13 protein-coding genes and 1 tRNA gene are annotated in these 18,092 nt (G+C 41.5%); 5 read left to right on the top strand and 9 right to left on the bottom strand.

The genetic code is table 11. The features are described 5' to 3' along the window. The 3 genes from LBYS_RS12805 to ltrA all read left to right on the top strand — a co-directional run bounded on the left by LBYS_RS12805 (position 1) and on the right by ltrA (position 6,416). Complete coding sequence (locus LBYS_RS12805) at positions 1–3,120, top strand: efflux RND transporter permease subunit (protein WP_013409266.1); 3,120 nt, start codon at positions 1–3, stop codon at positions 3,118–3,120. Continuing rightward, positions 3,104–4,522, top strand: coding sequence for a TolC family protein (locus LBYS_RS12800; protein WP_013409265.1), 1,419 nt, complete (start codon positions 3,104–3,106; stop codon positions 4,520–4,522). Before LBYS_RS12805 ends, LBYS_RS12800 begins: the two co-directional genes overlap by 17 nt. A 520-nt stretch (positions 4,523–5,042) precedes the next feature. Beyond that, positions 5,043–6,416, top strand: a complete 1,374-nt coding sequence (ltrA, locus tag LBYS_RS12795; RefSeq protein ID WP_041824686.1) for a group II intron reverse transcriptase/maturase — start codon at positions 5,043–5,045, stop codon at positions 6,414–6,416. Positions 6,417–6,479: 63 nt separating this feature from the next. On the opposite strand, the gene LBYS_RS12790 is transcribed toward ltrA, so the two are convergent. The 7 genes from LBYS_RS12790 to LBYS_RS12760 form a co-directional block, all read right to left on the bottom strand. Further along, entirely contained in the window at positions 6,480–7,421 is a 942-nt protein-coding gene (locus LBYS_RS12790; protein WP_013409263.1) for an FAD:protein FMN transferase, read from the bottom strand. Next, positions 7,422–9,557, bottom strand: coding sequence for a PepSY domain-containing protein (locus LBYS_RS12785; RefSeq protein WP_013409262.1), 2,136 nt, complete (start codon positions 9,555–9,557; stop codon positions 7,422–7,424). Next, the gene (locus LBYS_RS12780; protein WP_013409261.1) at positions 9,554–10,027 is read right to left on the bottom strand and encodes a DUF2271 domain-containing protein; all 474 of its coding nucleotides are present in this window, start codon (positions 10,025–10,027) and stop codon (positions 9,554–9,556) included. Before LBYS_RS12780 ends, LBYS_RS12785 begins: the two co-directional genes overlap by 4 nt. Beyond that, positions 10,024–11,496 carry an ankyrin repeat domain-containing protein gene (locus LBYS_RS12775; RefSeq protein WP_013409260.1) on the bottom strand — a complete coding sequence of 491 codons (1,473 nt, stop codon included), beginning with the start codon at positions 11,494–11,496 and terminating at the stop codon, positions 10,024–10,026. Before LBYS_RS12775 ends, LBYS_RS12780 begins: the two co-directional genes overlap by 4 nt. A gap of 489 nt (positions 11,497–11,985) precedes the next feature. After that, positions 11,986–12,549, bottom strand: a complete 564-nt coding sequence (locus LBYS_RS12770; RefSeq protein WP_013409259.1) for a PIN domain-containing protein — start codon at positions 12,547–12,549, stop codon at positions 11,986–11,988. Further along, complete coding sequence (locus LBYS_RS12765; protein WP_013409258.1) at positions 12,539–12,994, bottom strand: helix-turn-helix domain-containing protein; 456 nt, start codon at positions 12,992–12,994, stop codon at positions 12,539–12,541. Before LBYS_RS12765 ends, LBYS_RS12770 begins: the two co-directional genes overlap by 11 nt. Positions 12,995–13,483: 489 nt before the next feature. Next, positions 13,484–13,559: transfer RNA gene (locus LBYS_RS12760), tRNA-Phe, on the bottom strand. 176 nt (positions 13,560–13,735) lie between these two features. Here LBYS_RS12760 and LBYS_RS12755 point away from each other — a divergent pair. Together LBYS_RS12755 and LBYS_RS12750 are read left to right on the top strand one after the other, a co-directional pair. Next, entirely contained in the window at positions 13,736–15,049 is a 1,314-nt protein-coding gene (locus tag LBYS_RS12755; protein ID WP_013409257.1) for a 4Fe-4S dicluster domain-containing protein, read from the top strand. 15 nt (positions 15,050–15,064) lie between these two features. Beyond that, on the top strand, positions 15,065–16,249 hold the full coding sequence (locus LBYS_RS12750; RefSeq protein WP_013409256.1) for an anhydro-N-acetylmuramic acid kinase: 1,185 nt from the start codon (positions 15,065–15,067) through the stop codon (positions 16,247–16,249). On the opposite strand, the gene LBYS_RS12745 is transcribed toward LBYS_RS12750, so the two are convergent. Both LBYS_RS12745 and LBYS_RS12740 read right to left on the bottom strand, forming a co-directional pair. Then, positions 16,246–17,544 carry an NAD(P)/FAD-dependent oxidoreductase gene (locus LBYS_RS12745; protein WP_013409255.1) on the bottom strand — a complete coding sequence of 433 codons (1,299 nt, stop codon included), beginning with the start codon at positions 17,542–17,544 and terminating at the stop codon, positions 16,246–16,248. The genes LBYS_RS12750 and LBYS_RS12745 overlap by 4 nt on opposite strands. 7 nt (positions 17,545–17,551) lie before the next feature. Next, on the bottom strand, positions 17,552–18,088 hold the full coding sequence (locus LBYS_RS12740; protein ID WP_013409254.1) for a YqgE/AlgH family protein: 537 nt from the start codon (positions 18,086–18,088) through the stop codon (positions 17,552–17,554). Positions 18,089–18,092: the final 4 nt, after the last annotated feature.

Raw genomic sequence — 18,092 nt, 5'->3', positions numbered from 1 at the left:
ATGTTTCAAAAGTTCATACATAGACCCGTATTATCAATAGTAATATCGGTGCTGATGGTGTTAGTGGGACTGATATCCTTAGTTCAGTTGCCCATTACCCAATATCCGGACATTGCTCCTCCGGAAGTAAACGTAACCACCAGGTTTACGGGTGCGAATGCAGACGCCGTGGTGAAGGCGGTAATTACCCCCCTTGAAAAGGCCATTAATGGTGTGCCTGGGATGTCTTACATGACGTCCGTTTCCGGAAATGATGGTACCGGTATTATTCAAATCATCTTCAAAGCAGGGGTGGATCCGGATGTGGCTGCCGTTAACGTGCAGAACCGGGTGACATCTGTAATGGATGAATTACCTGAAGAAGCTATTAAGGCAGGGGTTATAGTAGAAAAGGTACAGAACAGTATGTTGATGTACCTGAATATTCTTAGTGAGGACAAAGATTTGGATGAGAAATTCCTTTTCAACTTTGTGGATATCAATGTTCTTAAGGAATTAAAGCGTATTGACGGTGTAGGTTTTGCGGAGATGATGGGTAGGAGGGACTATGCCATGAGGGTATGGCTTAATCCTGAGAAGATGTTGATGTACAATATATCAGCTAACGAAGTCATCGAGAAATTAAAGCAGCAAAACGTAGAAGCCGCACCCGGAAAAATCGGGGAAAGTTCTGGCAAAGCGGGACAGTCTCTCCAATACGTACTTCGTTACACGGGGAAATTGAATACAGAACAAGCGTATGAAAATCTGGTTTTAAGAAGTAAATCAGATGGGGAGATCTTGCGCTTGAGGGATATAGCTGAAATCGAATTTGATTCACAAGATTATAATGTTTTGTCCAAAGAGAATGGTCAGCCTTCGGCTTCCATTATGATCAAGCAGCGTCCCGGTTCGAACGCGAAAGAGGTAATTGAAAACATAAAGACCCGGATGGCAGAACTAAAGGATAGTAGTTTCCCTCCGGGCATGAGTTATACTATAGGTTATGATGTGTCAGCATTCTTAGATGCATCTATTGCCGTTGTACTTCGTACATTGGTGGAGGCCTTCCTACTGGTAGCCTTGGTGATCTTTATATTCTTGCAGGATACACGCTCTACCATCATCCCTATCATTGCGGTGCCGGTGTCCTTGATTGGTACTTTCTTCTTTATGCAGATGTTAGGGTTCTCCTTGAACCTGATCACCCTATTCGCTTTGGTACTGGCTATTGGTATTGTGGTGGATAACGCCATAGTAGTGATTGAGGCGGTGCATGCTAAGATGGAGAGTAAAGGGCTTTCACCTTTGAAGGCTACGGAAGAAGCCATGAGCGAGATCAGTGGAGCCATCATTGCCATTACTTTAGTGATGTCTGCGGTGTTTGTCCCTGTGTCCTTTATGGAAGGGCCTTCCGGAATATTCTATAGGCAGTTCTCTTTGACTATGGCGGTGGCCATCGTATTATCAGGGGTAACGGCCTTAACATTGACCCCCGCCCTTTGTGCATTGTTCTTAAAGGATGTTCATGGTGAACATAAAAAGGGATTTATTGCCAGATTCTTCGATGGATTTAACAGGTGGTATAATGGCTTATCTACCAAATATCAAAAGCTTTTAGGCCTAATAGCAAATCGTAGAGTAGTTACTTTTGGTGTATTAGCAGGCTTTTGTTTTGCTACGGGATTAGTAGGTGTGTTTGTACCTACCGGCTTTATACCAGAGGAGGACCAAGGAGCCTTCTATGCTAACATCACCACTCCTTCAGGAGCCACATTGGAACGTACGGAGAGGGTAGTGGATGAGGTTCAGGCCATAGCTAACGGTATGGAAGAAGTAGCTACCGTATCCAGTTTGTCAGGCTTTAGTACCTTATCTGAGGGTACAGGTGCCATCTACGGAATGAACTTGATCAGTTTGAAAAACTGGAGTGAGCGTGGCCGATCAGATGCTCAAATTATCGAGGAATTAGCGGCTAAAACCCGCCATATCAAAGACGCTACCATAGAATTCTTCCGCCCACCTCCTGTGCCGGGATATGGTAACTCCAGTGGTTTTGAATTGAGATTATTGAACCGTTCGGGTAGTGATGAGATAGGAGATTTGCAAGAGGTGGCGGACGGTTTTGTGACGGAATTGAATAAGCGACCGGAGTTAATGAATGTGTTTACCACATTTGACGCTACTTTCCCTCAATTCCTTTTGGATATAGACGAGGACAAAGCCGCTCAAAAGGGGGTAACTGCAGACAATGCCATGAGTACCTTGCAAACGTTGATAGGTAGTGAATATGCTACTAATTTCATACGTTTTGGACAGATGTATAAGGTGATGGTGCAGGCCTCTCCTGAATTTAGAGCGGAGCCAGAGGATATTTTGAAGCTGACCGTAAAGAATGACAATGGAGAACTAGTACCGTATTCTACCTTCTTAAAAGTAGAAAAGGTATATGGACCCGAGCAGATTACGCGCTATAACATGTATCCTTCAGCTATGATCAATGGTCAACCGGCCTTAGGATACAGTAGTGGAGACGCTATCGCTGCGATCAAGGAAGTAGCGGCGCAGTACTTGCCTAAAGGTTATGGATACGACTGGGCCGGAGCCTCTAGAGATCAGGCAAATGCAGGGAATGAGACCTATATCATCTTTGCGCTTTGTTTGTTGTTCGTTTATCTGATATTGGCAGCACAGTATGAGAGTTTTGCCTTGCCTTTGCCTATTATCTTGTCTCTTCCTATAGGAATCTTCGGCGCATTATTCTTCTTATGGATTTTGGGCTTAGAGAACAACATCTATGCGCAGATTTCCATGGTTATGTTAATAGGTATCCTAGGTAAAAATGCCATCCTGATTGTGGAGTTTGCGGTGTTGATTCAAAATGAAAAAGGCTTGAGTCCTTTAATGGCTGCCATAGAAGCTGCAACGGCGCGTTTAAGGCCTATTCTAATGACTTCATTTGCTTTTATCGCAGGATTGATTCCTTTGATGCTAGCTTCTGGAGCAGGGGAGATAGGCAACAGGACCATTGGTTCTGCAACAGTAGGAGGGATGTTATTAGGTACCGTATTTGGTGTCATTATCATTCCTGGATTGTATGTGGTGTTTGCTAAAAAAATGAAGCATGAAAAAGTGGTTTAAATATATAGTAATAGGACTAGTTGCGGGAGCTTGTAAACTCCCGCAGACCCAGGTTTCAGTACAGGAAAAAGCCCTACCAGAAACGTTCAAAGGAAGCGCGGATACCAGTCATATAGGCAACTTAAGTTGGAGAAATTACTTCTCTGATCCGTCATTACAGGCGCTCATTGATACGGCCCTTGTCAATAACCTGGACAAGAAGATGGCATTGGAAAGAATTCAAATGGCCCAGGCGCAGGTGCTGGCTGCTAAAGGAGCTATGCTTCCTACGCTTTCAGGTAACTTTTCACCTGCTTTGAGGAGATACGGTTATTATACCATGGATGGTGTAGGGAATGCTACAACTGACATTCTACCGGGGAAAAGAGTGCCTGTGGATCTACCTGATTTCTATATCGGCTTACAGTCGACATGGGAGATAGACGCATGGAAGAAGTTGTCGAACAGAAAGAAATCTGCTTATCAGCAATTCTTGGCTTCTGTGGAAGGGGTAAATTATGTGCAGACGCAGTTGGTTGCAGAAGTGGCTTCAGCCTATTTTGAGTTGGTGGCTTTGGATCATGAATTAACGGTTTTAAGTGAGACGGTAAGGAATCAGGAGGAGGTTTTAGATGTCATCCGTGCTCAGAAAGAAGCAGCCAGAGCAAATGAGTTAGTGGTGCAGCAGTTTAAGGCTCAACAATTGAATACTCAGACGCTTGAAAGGCAAGTCAAGCAGGAAATCTCTGAGGTTGAAAACAGATTGAATATACTTTTGGGAAGATATCCTCAGCCTATAGTGAGAAGTAAGGATTTGCTTTTTAGAGGATTGCCAAAAGATATATCTGCAGGTATTCCTGTACAGGTTTTACATAACCGTCCGGATATTAAAGCGGCTGCTTTAGAAGTAGAATCAAAGCGTTTAGACGTACTTTCTGCCAGAGCTGAATTCCTGCCAAGTATACAACTGAGCGCTGGAATAGGTTATCAAGCCTTCAATCCCAAATATTTGCTTGAAACACCTACTTCTTTGGCCTATTCCTTAGTGGGAGGTCTTACGGCACCTTTATTGAATAGAAAAGCTATTGAAGCACGTTTCTCTACGGCTAAGTCTTCTCAAGTCCTAGCTTTGTTAGATTATCATCAGGCCCTATTGAATGGATATACAGAGGTTTTGAATGAGTTAAATAGGATAGAGGCATACAAGGAAATTTCCGACTTGAAAAATGAGGAAGCTCAGGTCTTACAGTTGTCTGTCCAAACTTCAAACGAACTGTATATGGCAGCAAAGGCTACTTATTTGGAAGTACTAGTAGCGCAGCAGAATGCCTTGCAAGCTCAGTTAGATAGGGTGGAGGCGTATAAGCGACAGTGGTTGTCATCTATATCGCTCTACAAAGCACTGGGTGGTGGATGGAAATAAGTTTAATCCCCTTCTGAAAGGAGGGGATTATTTTTGTGTGCCCAGCATGTGCAATAACTCTAGGGTGTAAGTCCCGAACACGCCTTTACAGTGGGAAGTGTTAGCTTATGACAAGGGTGTCCACCGTGAGGTGGAATCTGAAGGAAGTCTGAGGCAAAACCTCGATCCGACGAACAGAAACTACATACAAGGCCGCAAGTGTTGGGTGAGGCTGCAAAACAAGCCGAAGCCCTAAACTGTACGGAAACACTATGGTAAATGTAGCGGATATATGAGGTGAAAGTTATTGTTCTTACCTGGGGAGATCTGACTAAACTCTGTCAAAGGTATACGCGAATGCCCGCGAAGAAACATATAGCAGAATAATAATGCTAGTATGCTTTAGTCAGAAGTCAGCAGAGGACATAGTACCCTGCTTCTCTACTTTATACAGGGGAAGGTCTGAATGTTAGAATGGCAAAGGAACCATGAAGTTTATGACGAAGTGTTAAAAGCCGAACCACATAAGAGAACTGCTTGCATGAGGGTAGGTCGGAAACTGATAGTAAAATGCAAGAGGAGCTTAGCTGAGTCGTGCAACGAAGTGGACACAATGCCTGAGGTTTTTTTTAGTAATACTATGTTGGAAGAGATATTACACATCCGAAATGTCAAACACGCAGTTGATCGTGTCATCTCTAATGGAGGTGCTAGCGGAGTTGATGGTATGCAGATCGATAATCTTCGTGACTACCTTAACACGCACTGGCAATCCCTGCGATCGGATATTCTCTCTGGCACTTACCGCCCACAAGCTGTTCGGAAAGTAGAGATTCCCAAAGCAAGTGGCGGCAAGCGTATGCTGGGTATCCCAACGGTCATCGACCGTGTTATTCAGCAAAGCATTTCCCAATGGCTTGGGTTAAAGTATGAGGGTGATTTTCACGATAACAGCTACGGCTTCCGTCCGAATCGTAATGCTCATCAGGCCGTCATTAAAGCGCAAGAGTATCTGAACTTGGGCTACACGTGGGTCGTTGAACTTGATTTGGAACAATTCTTCGATCAAGTGAACCACGACATACTGATGCATCTTTTGAGCAAGAAGATTACGGATCATCGAGTCCTAGCCCTGATCGGGAAATACCTTCGTTGTGGGATTATGGATCATGGTCTTGAACAAAAGCGAACCAAGGGCACACCACAGGGTAGTCCTTTAAGTCCACTTTTGTCAAACATCATCCTGAACGAACTGGACAGGGAACTCAGCTCCCGTGGACATCGATTTGTACGCTATGCGGATGACTGTAGTATCTACGCGAAGAGCAATAAATCCGCCACTCGTATTATGCGCAACATCACCAGTTACATCGAATCTACACTAAAACTGAAAGTGAACCGTGAAAAGAGTAAGGTAAGCAAACCTTCCCAAAGTAGTTTACTCGGCTTTAGTTTCTTCAAAACTCAAGGAGATTGGCAGATTCGTATCTCTGCAAAGAGTATCGAACGAATCCGAGAGAAGTTACGTCAAAATACTCGACGTAATACAGCTACTCCTATGCATGAGCGACTGACTAAACTACGGCAAATTATTCACGGCTGGGTGGATTACTTTCGTATAGCAACGAATAAGAAGGTGATGGTAACACTAGATGAACTAGTGCGAAGACGCTTGCGTGTTCTGCTTTGGAAGCAATGGAAGACCGCAGGTAATCGAATTCGGAACTTAATGAAACTGGGAGCCAAACGCTGGCTTGCCTACCAACATGCGAACACCCGTAAATCCTATACTCGGACAGGGACAAGCCCTATCGTTCAAACAACGCTAACAAACTCATACTTTACTAAATTAGGTTACGAAGGATTTGCAGACTACTATTACTGGAGAACAACGCATCAAACGACGTTATTCTAACAAACCGCCTTGGTACGGATCCGTATGCCGGGTGGTGTGAGAGGACAGATAGGGAAATAATCCCTATCTTCCTACTCGATTTCTAGTTTTTACAAAGATAGCTTGGTATTCGGGATACCTTTTGACAAGCTTCTTGCCTTTCTTTTTGCCCAAAACCATTAGAGAAGTGCTGAGGTAATTACAGAATTCAGCACTGGGGCCATAGACTGTCACACTGGCCAAAGATGAGCTGGGCCAGCCGGTTTTTGGGTCAATGATATGGGAATATCTTTTGCCTCCTATCTCCGCATACTTTTCCGTACTTCCCGAAGTGGCTACGGCATCTTCCTTAAGCTTAAGAACCTTTAGAATACGGTCAGAACGATAGGGGTCTGCTATTCCTATTTTCCAGTAAGCTTGTTGGCTAGGTAATCCCCATGTGCTCAAATCTCCGGAAGCATTCACTATTCCTCCTTTCACTCCTAGGTTTTTCAGAAGTTCTCGGCCTTTATCTGCAGCATATCCTTTGCCTATGGATCCAAAGCCTATTTTCATTCCTTTCTTTGAAAGAAAGATTGTAGAATTGAGGGTGTCTATTTCGATATATTGGGATCCTACATGACGAATGGAGTAGGCTAATTCTTCTGGGGTAGGTAATCTATCCATACTGCCGTCAAACTTCCAGACTTTGTCTAAGGCAACGATACTTATATCAAATGCGCCATCGCTCCATTTCCAATAGTTTAGGGCGCGCAGAGTTAGATCTAGGACTTCTTTATTTACTTTGACAGGACGAATGCCCGCTTGCCGGTTAACTTCAGAAATCTGAGTATAGGGTCTCCATTCAGAAATAAGGTTTTCTATCCTATCAATTTCCTCAATAACCTGCTTAAAATACTCTTGAGCTTTAGCAGAATCTTCTTCTATTACTACAAACTCAAATACGGAGCCCATGAGTACGGTTTGTTTTCTGTGTTGAGAAAATCCCGTATGAAAAAGGAATAGTAAGAAGATTAACTTTCTCATCTAGTAGCAATCAGTGCGAATCTGGGAGCGATACGGTTGTAGGTCGCCAAGGATCTCCTCTAGTACCTTTTCTACATCATTTTGCATGATCAGTGAACCACAAATCATGATTGTAGCTCCGTTTTGCATCGCCTTGACAAATTTACTGGAGTCTTGAACCAATAGGTCCATTACGTAGCAGAAATTTTCTGCTCTAGAATAGGCTACTTGGTAAGACTGAAGTTTATGGTCTCGGATGGCCGTATTGGTCCATTGATCATATATCTCTGATAAGGAGTTCTTTTGACGGAAGCCGGCATAAAGGTGTATCTTCTTTTTTGAGGTATTTTCTGCTATCATGCCTAGGAAAGGTGCTATTCCGGTTCCATTGGCTATCATGAAGATTTCCTTTGATTTATCTGGAATGTGGAAGCTATCATTTTTGATGCATTTGGCTTCCAAAATATCTCCTGGTTTTAGTTCTGCTAAGAGGGTGGAGCCTAATCCATTCTCATGGTGTTTAACTACAAGTTGGAGGTGATTATTCACCTTTCCTACGGAGTACAGTCTTTCTTTGTTTTGAGGATAGATAGCGAGCAGGTCACCTGATCTAAAGCTTACCTTTTTTAAGGGTTTTAGTTCCAAAATGAAGGTAGGATTCGTTTGGGTATGATTTATAACCTCAAAAGGGATGAGTTTAGGAGATTGGGCGGTATATAGGGCAGGAGTGGTTCCTAAATCCATATTTTTGGCCTTATTCCAGGCTTGAACCCAAGCAGAAAACTCCTCTGTAGATCTGTCATTGATGGTAAATAGAGGGAGAGCTCTACTGAAATATTGATCCAGAAAATGATCTATATGCTGTGCAAATGCGCAGAAATCAGGATAGGCTTTGGACCCAAAACCTATTACAGAATAGTCTAAACTCTTGGGGAAAGTATTAGGGTTAAATAGATGTTCAAACCTAGTGGCATTAGATGGAGCTGTGCCTAGGCCATAAGTAGAGGTAAAGACCAAAAGGTGTTTAGCTTTCGGAAAAGCAGTTATTTTATTTAACTCCGTGAGATAGGAGGCATGACCTGCCTGCAGCAGTTGGTCGTGAATTTTACTAGCAAAGCCTAGGGTACTACCATTCTCAGAACCAACCAGTAATATGAATTCAGCTTCCTTCTCCTGGAAATGGTTCTTTATCAGTGATTTCTTTCTTCTGAAAGTGATGGCTAAACCGGAATAAATAAAGAACAGTATGTTTAAGGATGCTATGCCAAGGATAATAGCCCAAAGGACATTTGTTCTACCGGTATGCAGGTCTAAGCTGATCTTTTCCCAAACTGTTGTGCTAGGGAGTACGGTTTCAGTTACTAAATCACCACTAATTTGATGAATAGACAGAGATTTGTCTTTTAGATGGAGGATATAGAATTCTTCAGGATCATCAGGAATGAAGGGGAATTCTAACCTTTCAATATCTTTAACTAAGGTGTTTTTAAAGAGAGGGAATTCTTGAACCGGGATCTCTTTTTCTTCGGGTTCGAAATGTATGATTTTTTCTTTGGCTTCTGTAAGGCCTATTCGGGCCATGAATAAGTATGTGCCTGTTAGCGCTAACAGGAAAACAGGAATTAAAGTTAGTCTACCTGTGATGACGTGGAAGTACGACCAAAAGTAATCTTTGTGAATTTTGGCGAAAAAGTGCCGGAGGCCTTGTTGCCTTTTTGCAATCAGAATAACTCCCGTAATGGTAATAATTAGAAGGAGGAAGGAGACTATTCCTACTAGGACCCTACCCGTTTCTTTTAAGAAAAGGGAGCGGTGTAAGGCTATGTTCCACTGAATAAAATCAGAAGGATTTTTGACAGGTTCGTAAATGGCACCTGTTTTCGGATTGATCCAGGCATTAACAGGATTCCCTTCCAGGTCTGTACCCTGTAAGGTGACATATCCTTTATGGTCTACACTGATTTCAGTTATTTCTGAGTAGTTTTTTTGGAGTATGGGGATAGTCTCAGCTAAGGTGATATTCTTATCTGTGCGATAGGCGTCAGATTCCACTGCGCCTATCGCTAAGATTACCCCAGTTATGGACAATATGATTAGAAAGAGGCCTGAAACCAAGGCTAGTGCCAAGTGAGCCCACCTCCATATCGAAAGTGTCATTGAGTCTTACTAAGTTTCACAAATTTGATGTAACCCGTACCTTCCGCACGTTCCGCTAAAGCTTCCGGGCTTACATTGATTTCAACATCTTTCAGAACGTATTTCTGTTCTTCTACCGCTGATTCAAAACGAAGTTTATATCCTTTGTTGAGTTTGCTATCGTCTATTTCTATGGTACGAGTAGCTCTATCTCCTCCACCTACTGATGCTCCGGTGATAGCATTCAGTTGGGTTTTTGCTTTCGTCTCGAACTTATGCCATTCCGGAAGGGTATTGTACCATTTTTTGTCCGGACCTAGTACGGCTAATGTTTTTTCGTATTTGCCTTGAGGATTGATAAGAGAGATAACTACATAAGCTGCTTCACCCTTGTAGCTATTCATTTGAATCAGGCATTTGTATTTTGAAGATTGAGCCCAGGTACTTAGAGAGATCAATCCTAGAATGAGTGTGAAAAGTACTTTTTTCATTTTAAGAAATCTACGGAAACTTTATTGGATTTTAGGAAATCATTTTCGCTGGCAAGGTCATAGGCGGTTTCATCAAACTCATTTTTAACCTCTTTTTTAGCACCTGCTTCTAGGAGAAGTTTTAGCACCTTATCATTTTTGGCGATAAGTGCTGCTTTATGTAAGGCGGTCATGCCGTCTTTATCTTGTGCGTTTACATTTACTCCAAGCTCTAATGCCTTCTTAATTAAAGTAGGATTTTCCTTACTTACAGCAAGGTGGAGTAGGGTACTACCGTTAGATTGTGCTGCAGTCAAATCAACTCCAGCCCCTTTAAGAAGTGAGAGTTTAGTATCTGCGTCACCACTTTGAGGTCCTCTTCCCAGGGTATTGAACCAGTAAGAAGCTAAATTATCTCCATTGATGTTTTTGATATTAGCGTCAGCTCCTTTTGAAAGTAGGAACTCGACGATTTCGGGTGTGCCAGAAGCCACTGCTCTGGTCAATGCAGATTCTCCGTTAGAATTTATGGCATTTAAGTTATTTACTTTCTCTAATAAGGTTTTCACCAGGTTGAGGTCACGACCACCCGATGCTAACATCAATAAAGTATTACCTTCTTTATCAGCTGTTCCAAAGTCTATTCCTTTGTTCATGAAATACTGTAGAACATCAGGATTAGATCTGCGGACTAAAGGATGAAGAAGCGTTTCTCCATTGGCGTTACGCGCTTTTGGATCTAATTTTAAATCTTCTACTAGATACTGGAAGAAAGGAAGTCCGTTAGTTCCTGCACGAGTACCAGCGGTAGCCATGAAAAGAGCATTATTAGTCGGTTTTACTCCTTTTTTCATGAGTTTTTCCATGAGTTCTTTGTTGCCTTGCTTAGCGGCATAGTCCGTTAAGCTTGCGCCATTGTCGTCTTTATCATGGATAGAGAGGCCTTTAGACGTGAAGTAGTCGGTCATTTTAAGCTCCGTATCAGAAGGAACGGCCAGTTGCATCAAGGTTACTCCGTTTTCACCTCTTTCTTTAGGATTCACGCCAGCTTTGAATAGGGCATCAAAAACGGCAGTATTTTTATTTCCACCTGCAGCGAATTGTGCGATGGATTGTCCGTGGCTGTCTTTGTGGTTGACATCTGAACCTTGAGCGATCAGCCATTGAACGAGTTCCAGGTTTCCTTTAGATGCGGCCCATTGAAGGTAGGTTCTACTATTGTGTGTTTTCTTTTTAACTCCGTTTCCTTCTTGGTTTACCAGAAACTTAACTACATCTAGAGAAGCGCCTCCATTGATGGCCATGGTAGTAACGTCAAAGGAATTGGAATTAGATTCGCTGGGATTGAAGCCTTTTGCGATATCAGCTTTAACAGTGCTTAGATCCGGATTAGCTTTCCAGTAATCACCGCTTAAGAAAATATTATTGGATTGTTGGGCTGTAGCACTTAGTGAAGCCGCCAAAAATAGGGCTACAATTACCTTTCTCATATCTTACTTTTATTTAAATCAATTCTAAACAACGCAAAACTAAAGCATAACTTTGATTTAATAAAGAAAAAAAGTTGAAAAAGAGATTAGAAAGGGGGATTAAGAATAAAAATATAAATGTGGAGGATGGCTTAGAGGATAAATGATAGGGTTGTAGGGGAGGAGTTTACTTCTATCTGTAAGTCGAATTAATGTCGTTTTATTTTAGGTTTAATGGGTAAAATCCCTGGAAAATACTAAGGTTTGAAACTCTCTTTAAAACAAACCTCTTTCCAAAATTTGAATAATCTTAAGTAATAAATGCTTTGTTCTCTGATTATAGAATGTAACCCGAACTTCTCGTCCTTGATCCATGCGGATTTTTTAGTGGGTTAGAAAACAAAAAAGGCATAAAGGGAAATATAAACCAAACGCTCTAACAATGAGCTAATTTAAGACGGACTGTATGGGCTTTATATCGAAAATTTAGAACCAATCTTCGAGAATAAATTAAAGCATCGAATGTAAATAATCTGCTGTATCCTTTAAAAGGTTCTTGCGAAGTTGAGCTAAAACTTGATACTCATCAAGTGGTGGATTTCTTTTGTATAGAACCATTTCTTTAAATGCTTCTATGGCTTTTTCGGGATCTAAATCTATGATGTCTGTTAAAAAATCATCGGGAGATTTAACACTTAAGCCGAATGTATTTAGATATTCTTCAGGGAAGTCTTTTAAATTAAACGTAACAATTACGTTAGCGTTTGCTTTAATTGCTGCTGCTAATACATGACAATCTTTCTGATCAGGAAGCTCTAAACTGCTAATTAATCCTTCATAATTACATACTAAAGCATCAGGAAAAGCATTTGAAGCCCTTTGAAGTTGAGCTGCAATTCGGCTTTTATCCACACCGTTTCTTTCCATAACACTTTCCCATTCGTCAAAAATATGTTTACTCCATTTTGGAGTGTACAAATCATAATGAGCAAGCCAAAACATTAGATCTCGAATAATTACAGGATAAATAACATTTGTATCTAACAATGCTTTAAATCTAACACTATGAATCATAAAGGCCTATTTCTTCGTCAAAACTCATTATATCAATTAAATTCTTCTTCTGCTCTTCTTTCATCTTTTTCTTATAAGACATCACATCTTCAAACAATATTCTTCTATGCTTACCCACCAATGTGTAAGGAAGTAAACCATCTTCTAGTAACTTTACAATATATGGTCTTGAACAACCTAAAATTTCTGCGGCTTTTTGAGTAGTAACCTCTGCTGCTAATGGTACAATAGAAATAGGTTTACCTTCACTCATTGCTTTTAAAACTCCTTCAAGTAACAATAAAGCCTTTAAGGGCAAAACTATCTTTTCTTTCGTTTCTTCAATTTCTATTTCGGCTTTATCCGATTGGATTTGTTTAAGAGTAGAAGAAAGCGCATTATACGAATGCTTTGCTACTTTTTGTTCTTCTTTTGAGGGCTTTGATATATTTTCTAAGACATTCATTGTAATTCACGGTTAATTGTAGATTTCTTAATGTTACACAAAACTATTCGAAATAAACGAAACGATTGTCAATTTATTAAAACAAAAAAGACTGAGTTGATGCTCAGTCTTTTTTTTATTATTCTACCTTCATCTGCTCATTTATTAGAATCTGCGATAGTCCATTACTTATTGGAGCGAGCAATTTTCTTGTTCTTGGCTGATGCGAATTAAAGTATATTAAGTTTTTGTTCAATTCCTCATATTTTACGACTAGTAGATCTGGGTTTTGAATCTATTCCTACATGTTTTGATTTAATATACTGCGAAAATGAAAAGCATTTAAAAGGCATTTTCCCTCAAAAAAAAAATCAGGCAATTGTTTATAGTAGATTTTGACAACCTATTTTAAAAAATAATATTTAACCCGAACTACTCGTCCTTGATCCATGCGGATCTTTTAGTGGGTTAGAAAACAAAAAAGGCATAAGATTTCTCTTATGCCTTGAGTGGTGGTGATGGACGGAATCGAACCGCCGACACAAGGATTTTCAGTCCTTTGCTCTACCAACTGAGCTACATCACCGTTAGTGATTTCACCACCATTCCCGTGTTGGGAGTGCAAAATTAGTCAAGAATATTGACTATACAACTATCCAGACAACTTTTTTTAAAAAATATTTCTTGCCCTTGCGCAATTCAGAATTATGTCGATATTTGTAATAGTATGCATGCATACGATATACTCCATCTTATTACGCTATGATCTCTCAGATTATCTTTGTTTTAGCTCTAGGATTGACGGCATTCTATGTGTCGAAAAGAGTTATGCTTATCCGGAAATCTATTCTTCTCGGAAAAGCAGAGGACAGGACGGACCAACCGGCAGAAAGATTCAAGAATATGCTTCTCCTGGCATTTGGACAGAAAAAAATGTTCAATAGGCCCGTAGTAGGAATCCTGCACTTGTTGGTTTACGTGGGATTTATTCTGATCAACATAGAACTTTTAGAGATCGTCATAGATGGAGCATTAGGCACGCATCGTGTATTTGCTGGTTTCTTAGGTAGCTTCTATCACTTTGTGATTAATTTCTTTGAAGTACTTGCTTTTGGCGTACTAGCTGCCTGTGTGATCTTCTTGATCAGAAGAAATATTGTTAAAGTAGAGCGACTACAGGCTTCCCGCCACGTGGAGATGAAAGGATGGGCTTCATTAGATGCAAATATCATCCTTTGTCTTGAAATCCTGCTGATGAGTGCATTTCTAACCATGAATGCAGCGGATTCTATCCTTCAAACACGAGGACTAGGCCACTTTGCAGAAGTTCAAACAGGATCTTTTGCCATAAGTCAGTACCTTGTCCCACTACTTCATTCTAGCTCAGATGGAGCACTTATCTTTGTAGAGAGATTTACCTGGTGGTTCCACATCCTGGGCATCTTGTTCTTTACTATCTATTTGACCTATTCCAAGCACTTGCATATTGTTCTTGCCTTCCCGAATACTTATTTCGCAGACTTGGAACCGAAGGGCAAAATGCAGAATATGCCTGCGGTAGCAGAAGAAGTAAAGATCATGTTAGGTTTAAGCCAAGCTCCCGAAACTCCTGCTGAGATAGGTGGATTTGGGGCAAAAGATGTGTATGACCTATCGTGGAAGAGTTTGATGGATGCCTATACTTGTACAGAATGCGGTAGATGTACGTCGTCCTGTCCGGCAAACATTACAGGAAAGGCCCTTTCACCTAGAAAGATCATGACAGATACCAGGGATAGATTGGAAGAAATCCAAAGGGGTTGGGCTCAACATGGTCCGGAATTTAAGGATGAGAAGTCGCTTTTGGGTGATTACATCACTGACGAGGAGATCCTGGCTTGTACCTCTTGCAATGCTTGTGTTCAGGAATGTCCGGTGATGATCAGTCCATTAAACATTATTTTGGAACTCAGAAGATTCCGTGTGATGGAAGAGAGCAAAGCTCCGCAAAGTTGGAATATGATGTTCCAAAACCTGGAAACCTCTATGTCTCCATGGAAGTTCTCGCCTGATCAACGTATGGATTGGAACCGATAGCCTTATCTTTGGGCTATGAATAAGAACATTCAGAAGCTTTATCAGATCTCCGCAAAGGAAGAAAGAAGAATTATAGGTTTGATGTCCGGAACCTCACTAGATGGATTAGACATCGCCCTTTGTAAATATAAAGGCAGTGGCCTAAAAACTGAGGTTACAGTAGAGCGCTTTACAACGGTAAACTACAACGAGGCCTTCAAAGCTGAGATTAGGAAGATCTTTGCTAAAAGTACTATTGACTTCCTTCAACTCTGTGTACTTCATCCCTACATAGCACAAAAGCATGCAGAAATGATTCTTTCTGCACTAAAATCTTGGGGTATCACTCCTGAAGAAGTGGATGTAATAGCCAGCCATGGACAGACGGTTTATCATGCGCCTAAGATTCAACACCAAATAGACCTTTACCCAAATTCAACTTTACAGATTGGTGATGGAGACCATCTCGCTGTAGCAACCGGAATCATTACGCTTTCTGATTTCCGACAAAAACACTGCGCTGCAGGCGGAGAAGGGGCACCTTTAGCCGTTTATGGAGATTATTTGATCTTCTCTCAAAAAGGTGAAGACAGAATTCTGCTCAATATGGGCGGGATAGCAAACTTTACTTACCTTCCGGCTGATCTGGATGCCGATAGGGTTTTTGCCACAGATACAGGCACAGGAAACACTTTGTTAGATGCTTATATGCAGAAGCATTTCGGGAGGGCTTTTGACCAAGATGCTCAGGAGGCTAGTAAAGGTGCAGTAGATATTGAGCTCTTAAAGGCTTTAAAAGATCATTCCTTTTTTGCTGCTCCTGTACCTAAAACCACCGGTCCGGAAGTGTTTAATTTAGCTTATTTGGAAGCAGCGCAGTTGCGTTCAAATACCATTACTCTTTCTCATTCTGATGTATTGGCTACCCTTTGTGCATTTACTGCAGATACCATCATAGCTTGCTTGAGTCAAAGCGGAATTCAGCCCGAAAAGGTGTTCATGAGTGGAGGCGGAATGCATAATCCTTTAGTAGTCCAAAAATTAAAAGAGGGGCTTCCCCATACTCAGTTCCTACGTACAGATGACTTGGGTATCCATGGAGACGCTAAAGAAGCCGTGCTCTTTGCTACCCTTGCTAATGAGGCTTTAGCAGGCGGAGAGATATCCTTTGGTACTAAAGTACCTTCTGTAAGTATGGGGAAAATAAGTTTCCCCCATTAAGTCTCCGGTTTTACTTTCTTAGTTAGTTTAGGGCGGATGATGAGGCGTAAGGACTGGTCATAGGTGATGTAATTCCAGAACCAATTGATAAAGACCAAAACCTTATTTTTCACACCCAATATGGACATAAGGTGGACAAACATCCACACGTACCAGGCAAACAGTCCTTGGAATTTCCATTTGGGAAGATCTACTACAGCCTTGTTTCTACCTATTGTAGCCATAGACCCCAAATCCTTATATCGGAATGGCTTCATAGGCTCACCTTTGATGAGCTTTAGGATGTTCTCAGCCAATAATTTTCCCTGTTGGATGGCCGGTTGCGCCAACTGTGGATGCCCTTCAGGAAAACCCGGATCACCGCTCATATAGGCCATATCTCCCACTGCGAATAAGTTATGGAAGCCTTCTAACTGATTGAATTCGTTTACTTTTAAGCGTCCACCTCGAGTATAAATTTCTTGAGGGAATCCCTCTATCTTATTGGCGATTACCCCTGCAGACCAGATCAAGTTATCTGTACGAATCTTTTCTCCAGTAGAAGTGATGGCGTAGCCATCTACGTAGTCATCTATTCTTTCATTTACTCTAACTATGACTCCTAATTCCTCGAGGTATTGACGGGACTTCACGGATGCTTCGTCTGACATGACCTTAAGAATCTCATCTGAACTTTCGAAGATGTATATCTTCATCAGATCAAAATCTAGTTCAGGATAATCTTTTGGCAAGATCATCTTCTTCATTTCTGCTAGGGTACCTGAAATTTCTGTACCTGTAGGACCGCCTCCTACTACCACCATGGTCATTAGTCCGGCAATGGCGTCTTGATCTCTAGTAGAAAGCGCCGCCTCAAAGTTTTCTAACACCCGGTTTCGTAAGTAGATGGCTTCAGAAATGGACTTCATCGGAATGGCATTTTCAATGATATTTTGCATACCAAAGAAATTCGTGTTAGTACCCATTCCTAATACTAAGTAATCGTACCAAATTTCGCCTAAATCTGTGCGTATTCTCCTTTTGTCTAACAGAATTTCACGCACCTTGGTGATGCGTATATGTACATTTTTTCGCTTCTGAAATACCTTTCTTAGAGGGAAAGATATGGAGCTGGGTTCTAAGCCAGCCATAGCCACTTGATAGAAAAGGGGCTGAAACTGGTGGTAGTTGTTCTTGTCTATCAGGACTACCTGAACGTTTTCTTTGGCCAGCTTCTGTGCTAGGGTCAGTCCACCAAATCCGGCACCTACTATAACCACTCTCTTCAGTGGAGTTTCTGGAATATTAGGAATCATACATGTTTTAGTTCAAACGTGGATCCACTGGGCTATTGGCCATAATCTTGTAATTACCGCCCAATTTACGCAGAGCGGCACTCCAAATGTCCTTGGGATCTGTAGAAAAGATCCAATCTTTTTCTGCTGAGGTTATCACCCATAAATCTTCCGCAATCTCTTCGTCTAGCTGTTTGTCGCCCCATCCAGAATAGCCCAAATAAAAGCGGATTTCATTGGACTTGATAACGCCCATGTTCAGATAATCTTTGATTTGTTCGAAGTTGCCGGACCAGAATAAGCCGGGGCTCAATTCTATGGCATCATCTAATAGATCTCCTCTGGTGTGCAGGAAATGCAAAGTGTTCCCTTCTACCGGCCCACCTATGCCCACGGGCACGGAAACATTGATGTCTGCGAAAAAGTCAGGAAGGAAGTGCTGTGTAGGTTGGTTAATCACCAGTCCGAAAGCACCTTCCTCAGAGTGTTCACATACCATGACCACTGCCCTTTCAAAATTAGGGTCTCCTAGATAGGGTTTGGCGATAAGAATTTTACCTTTCACGTGA

Origin of the sequence: Leadbetterella byssophila DSM 17132 (genome assembly GCF_000166395.1) — a bacterium.
GTDB lineage: Bacteria > Bacteroidota > Bacteroidia > Cytophagales > Spirosomataceae > Leadbetterella > Leadbetterella byssophila.
The sequence above is the reverse complement of the archived record's forward strand: the minus strand, read 5'-3'. Positions and strand labels throughout refer to the sequence as shown.

Bases quoted from the DNA above. Each gene is read 5' to 3' on its own strand.
- LBYS_RS12805 (WP_013409266.1), top strand. From the start codon at position 1: ATGTTTCAAAAGTTCATACATAGACCCGTATTATCAATAGTAATATCG.
- LBYS_RS12800 (WP_013409265.1), top strand. From the start codon at position 3,104: ATGAAAAAGTGGTTTAAATATATAGTAATAGGACTAGTTGCGGGAGCT.
- ltrA (WP_041824686.1), top strand. From the start codon at position 5,043: ATGAGGGTAGGTCGGAAACTGATAGTAAAATGCAAGAGGAGCTTAGCT.
- LBYS_RS12790 (WP_013409263.1), bottom strand. From the start codon at position 7,421: ATGAGAAAGTTAATCTTCTTACTATTCCTTTTTCATACGGGATTTTCT.
- LBYS_RS12785 (WP_013409262.1), bottom strand. From the start codon at position 9,557: ATGACACTTTCGATATGGAGGTGGGCTCACTTGGCACTAGCCTTGGTT.
- LBYS_RS12780 (WP_013409261.1), bottom strand. From the start codon at position 10,027: ATGAAAAAAGTACTTTTCACACTCATTCTAGGATTGATCTCTCTAAGT.
- LBYS_RS12775 (WP_013409260.1), bottom strand. From the start codon at position 11,496: ATGAGAAAGGTAATTGTAGCCCTATTTTTGGCGGCTTCACTAAGTGCT.
- LBYS_RS12770 (WP_013409259.1), bottom strand. From the start codon at position 12,549: ATGATTCATAGTGTTAGATTTAAAGCATTGTTAGATACAAATGTTATT.
- LBYS_RS12765 (WP_013409258.1), bottom strand. From the start codon at position 12,994: ATGAATGTCTTAGAAAATATATCAAAGCCCTCAAAAGAAGAACAAAAA.
- LBYS_RS12755 (WP_013409257.1), top strand. From the start codon at position 13,736: ATGATCTCTCAGATTATCTTTGTTTTAGCTCTAGGATTGACGGCATTC.
- LBYS_RS12750 (WP_013409256.1), top strand. From the start codon at position 15,065: ATGAATAAGAACATTCAGAAGCTTTATCAGATCTCCGCAAAGGAAGAA.
- LBYS_RS12745 (WP_013409255.1), bottom strand. From the start codon at position 17,544: ATGATTCCTAATATTCCAGAAACTCCACTGAAGAGAGTGGTTATAGTA.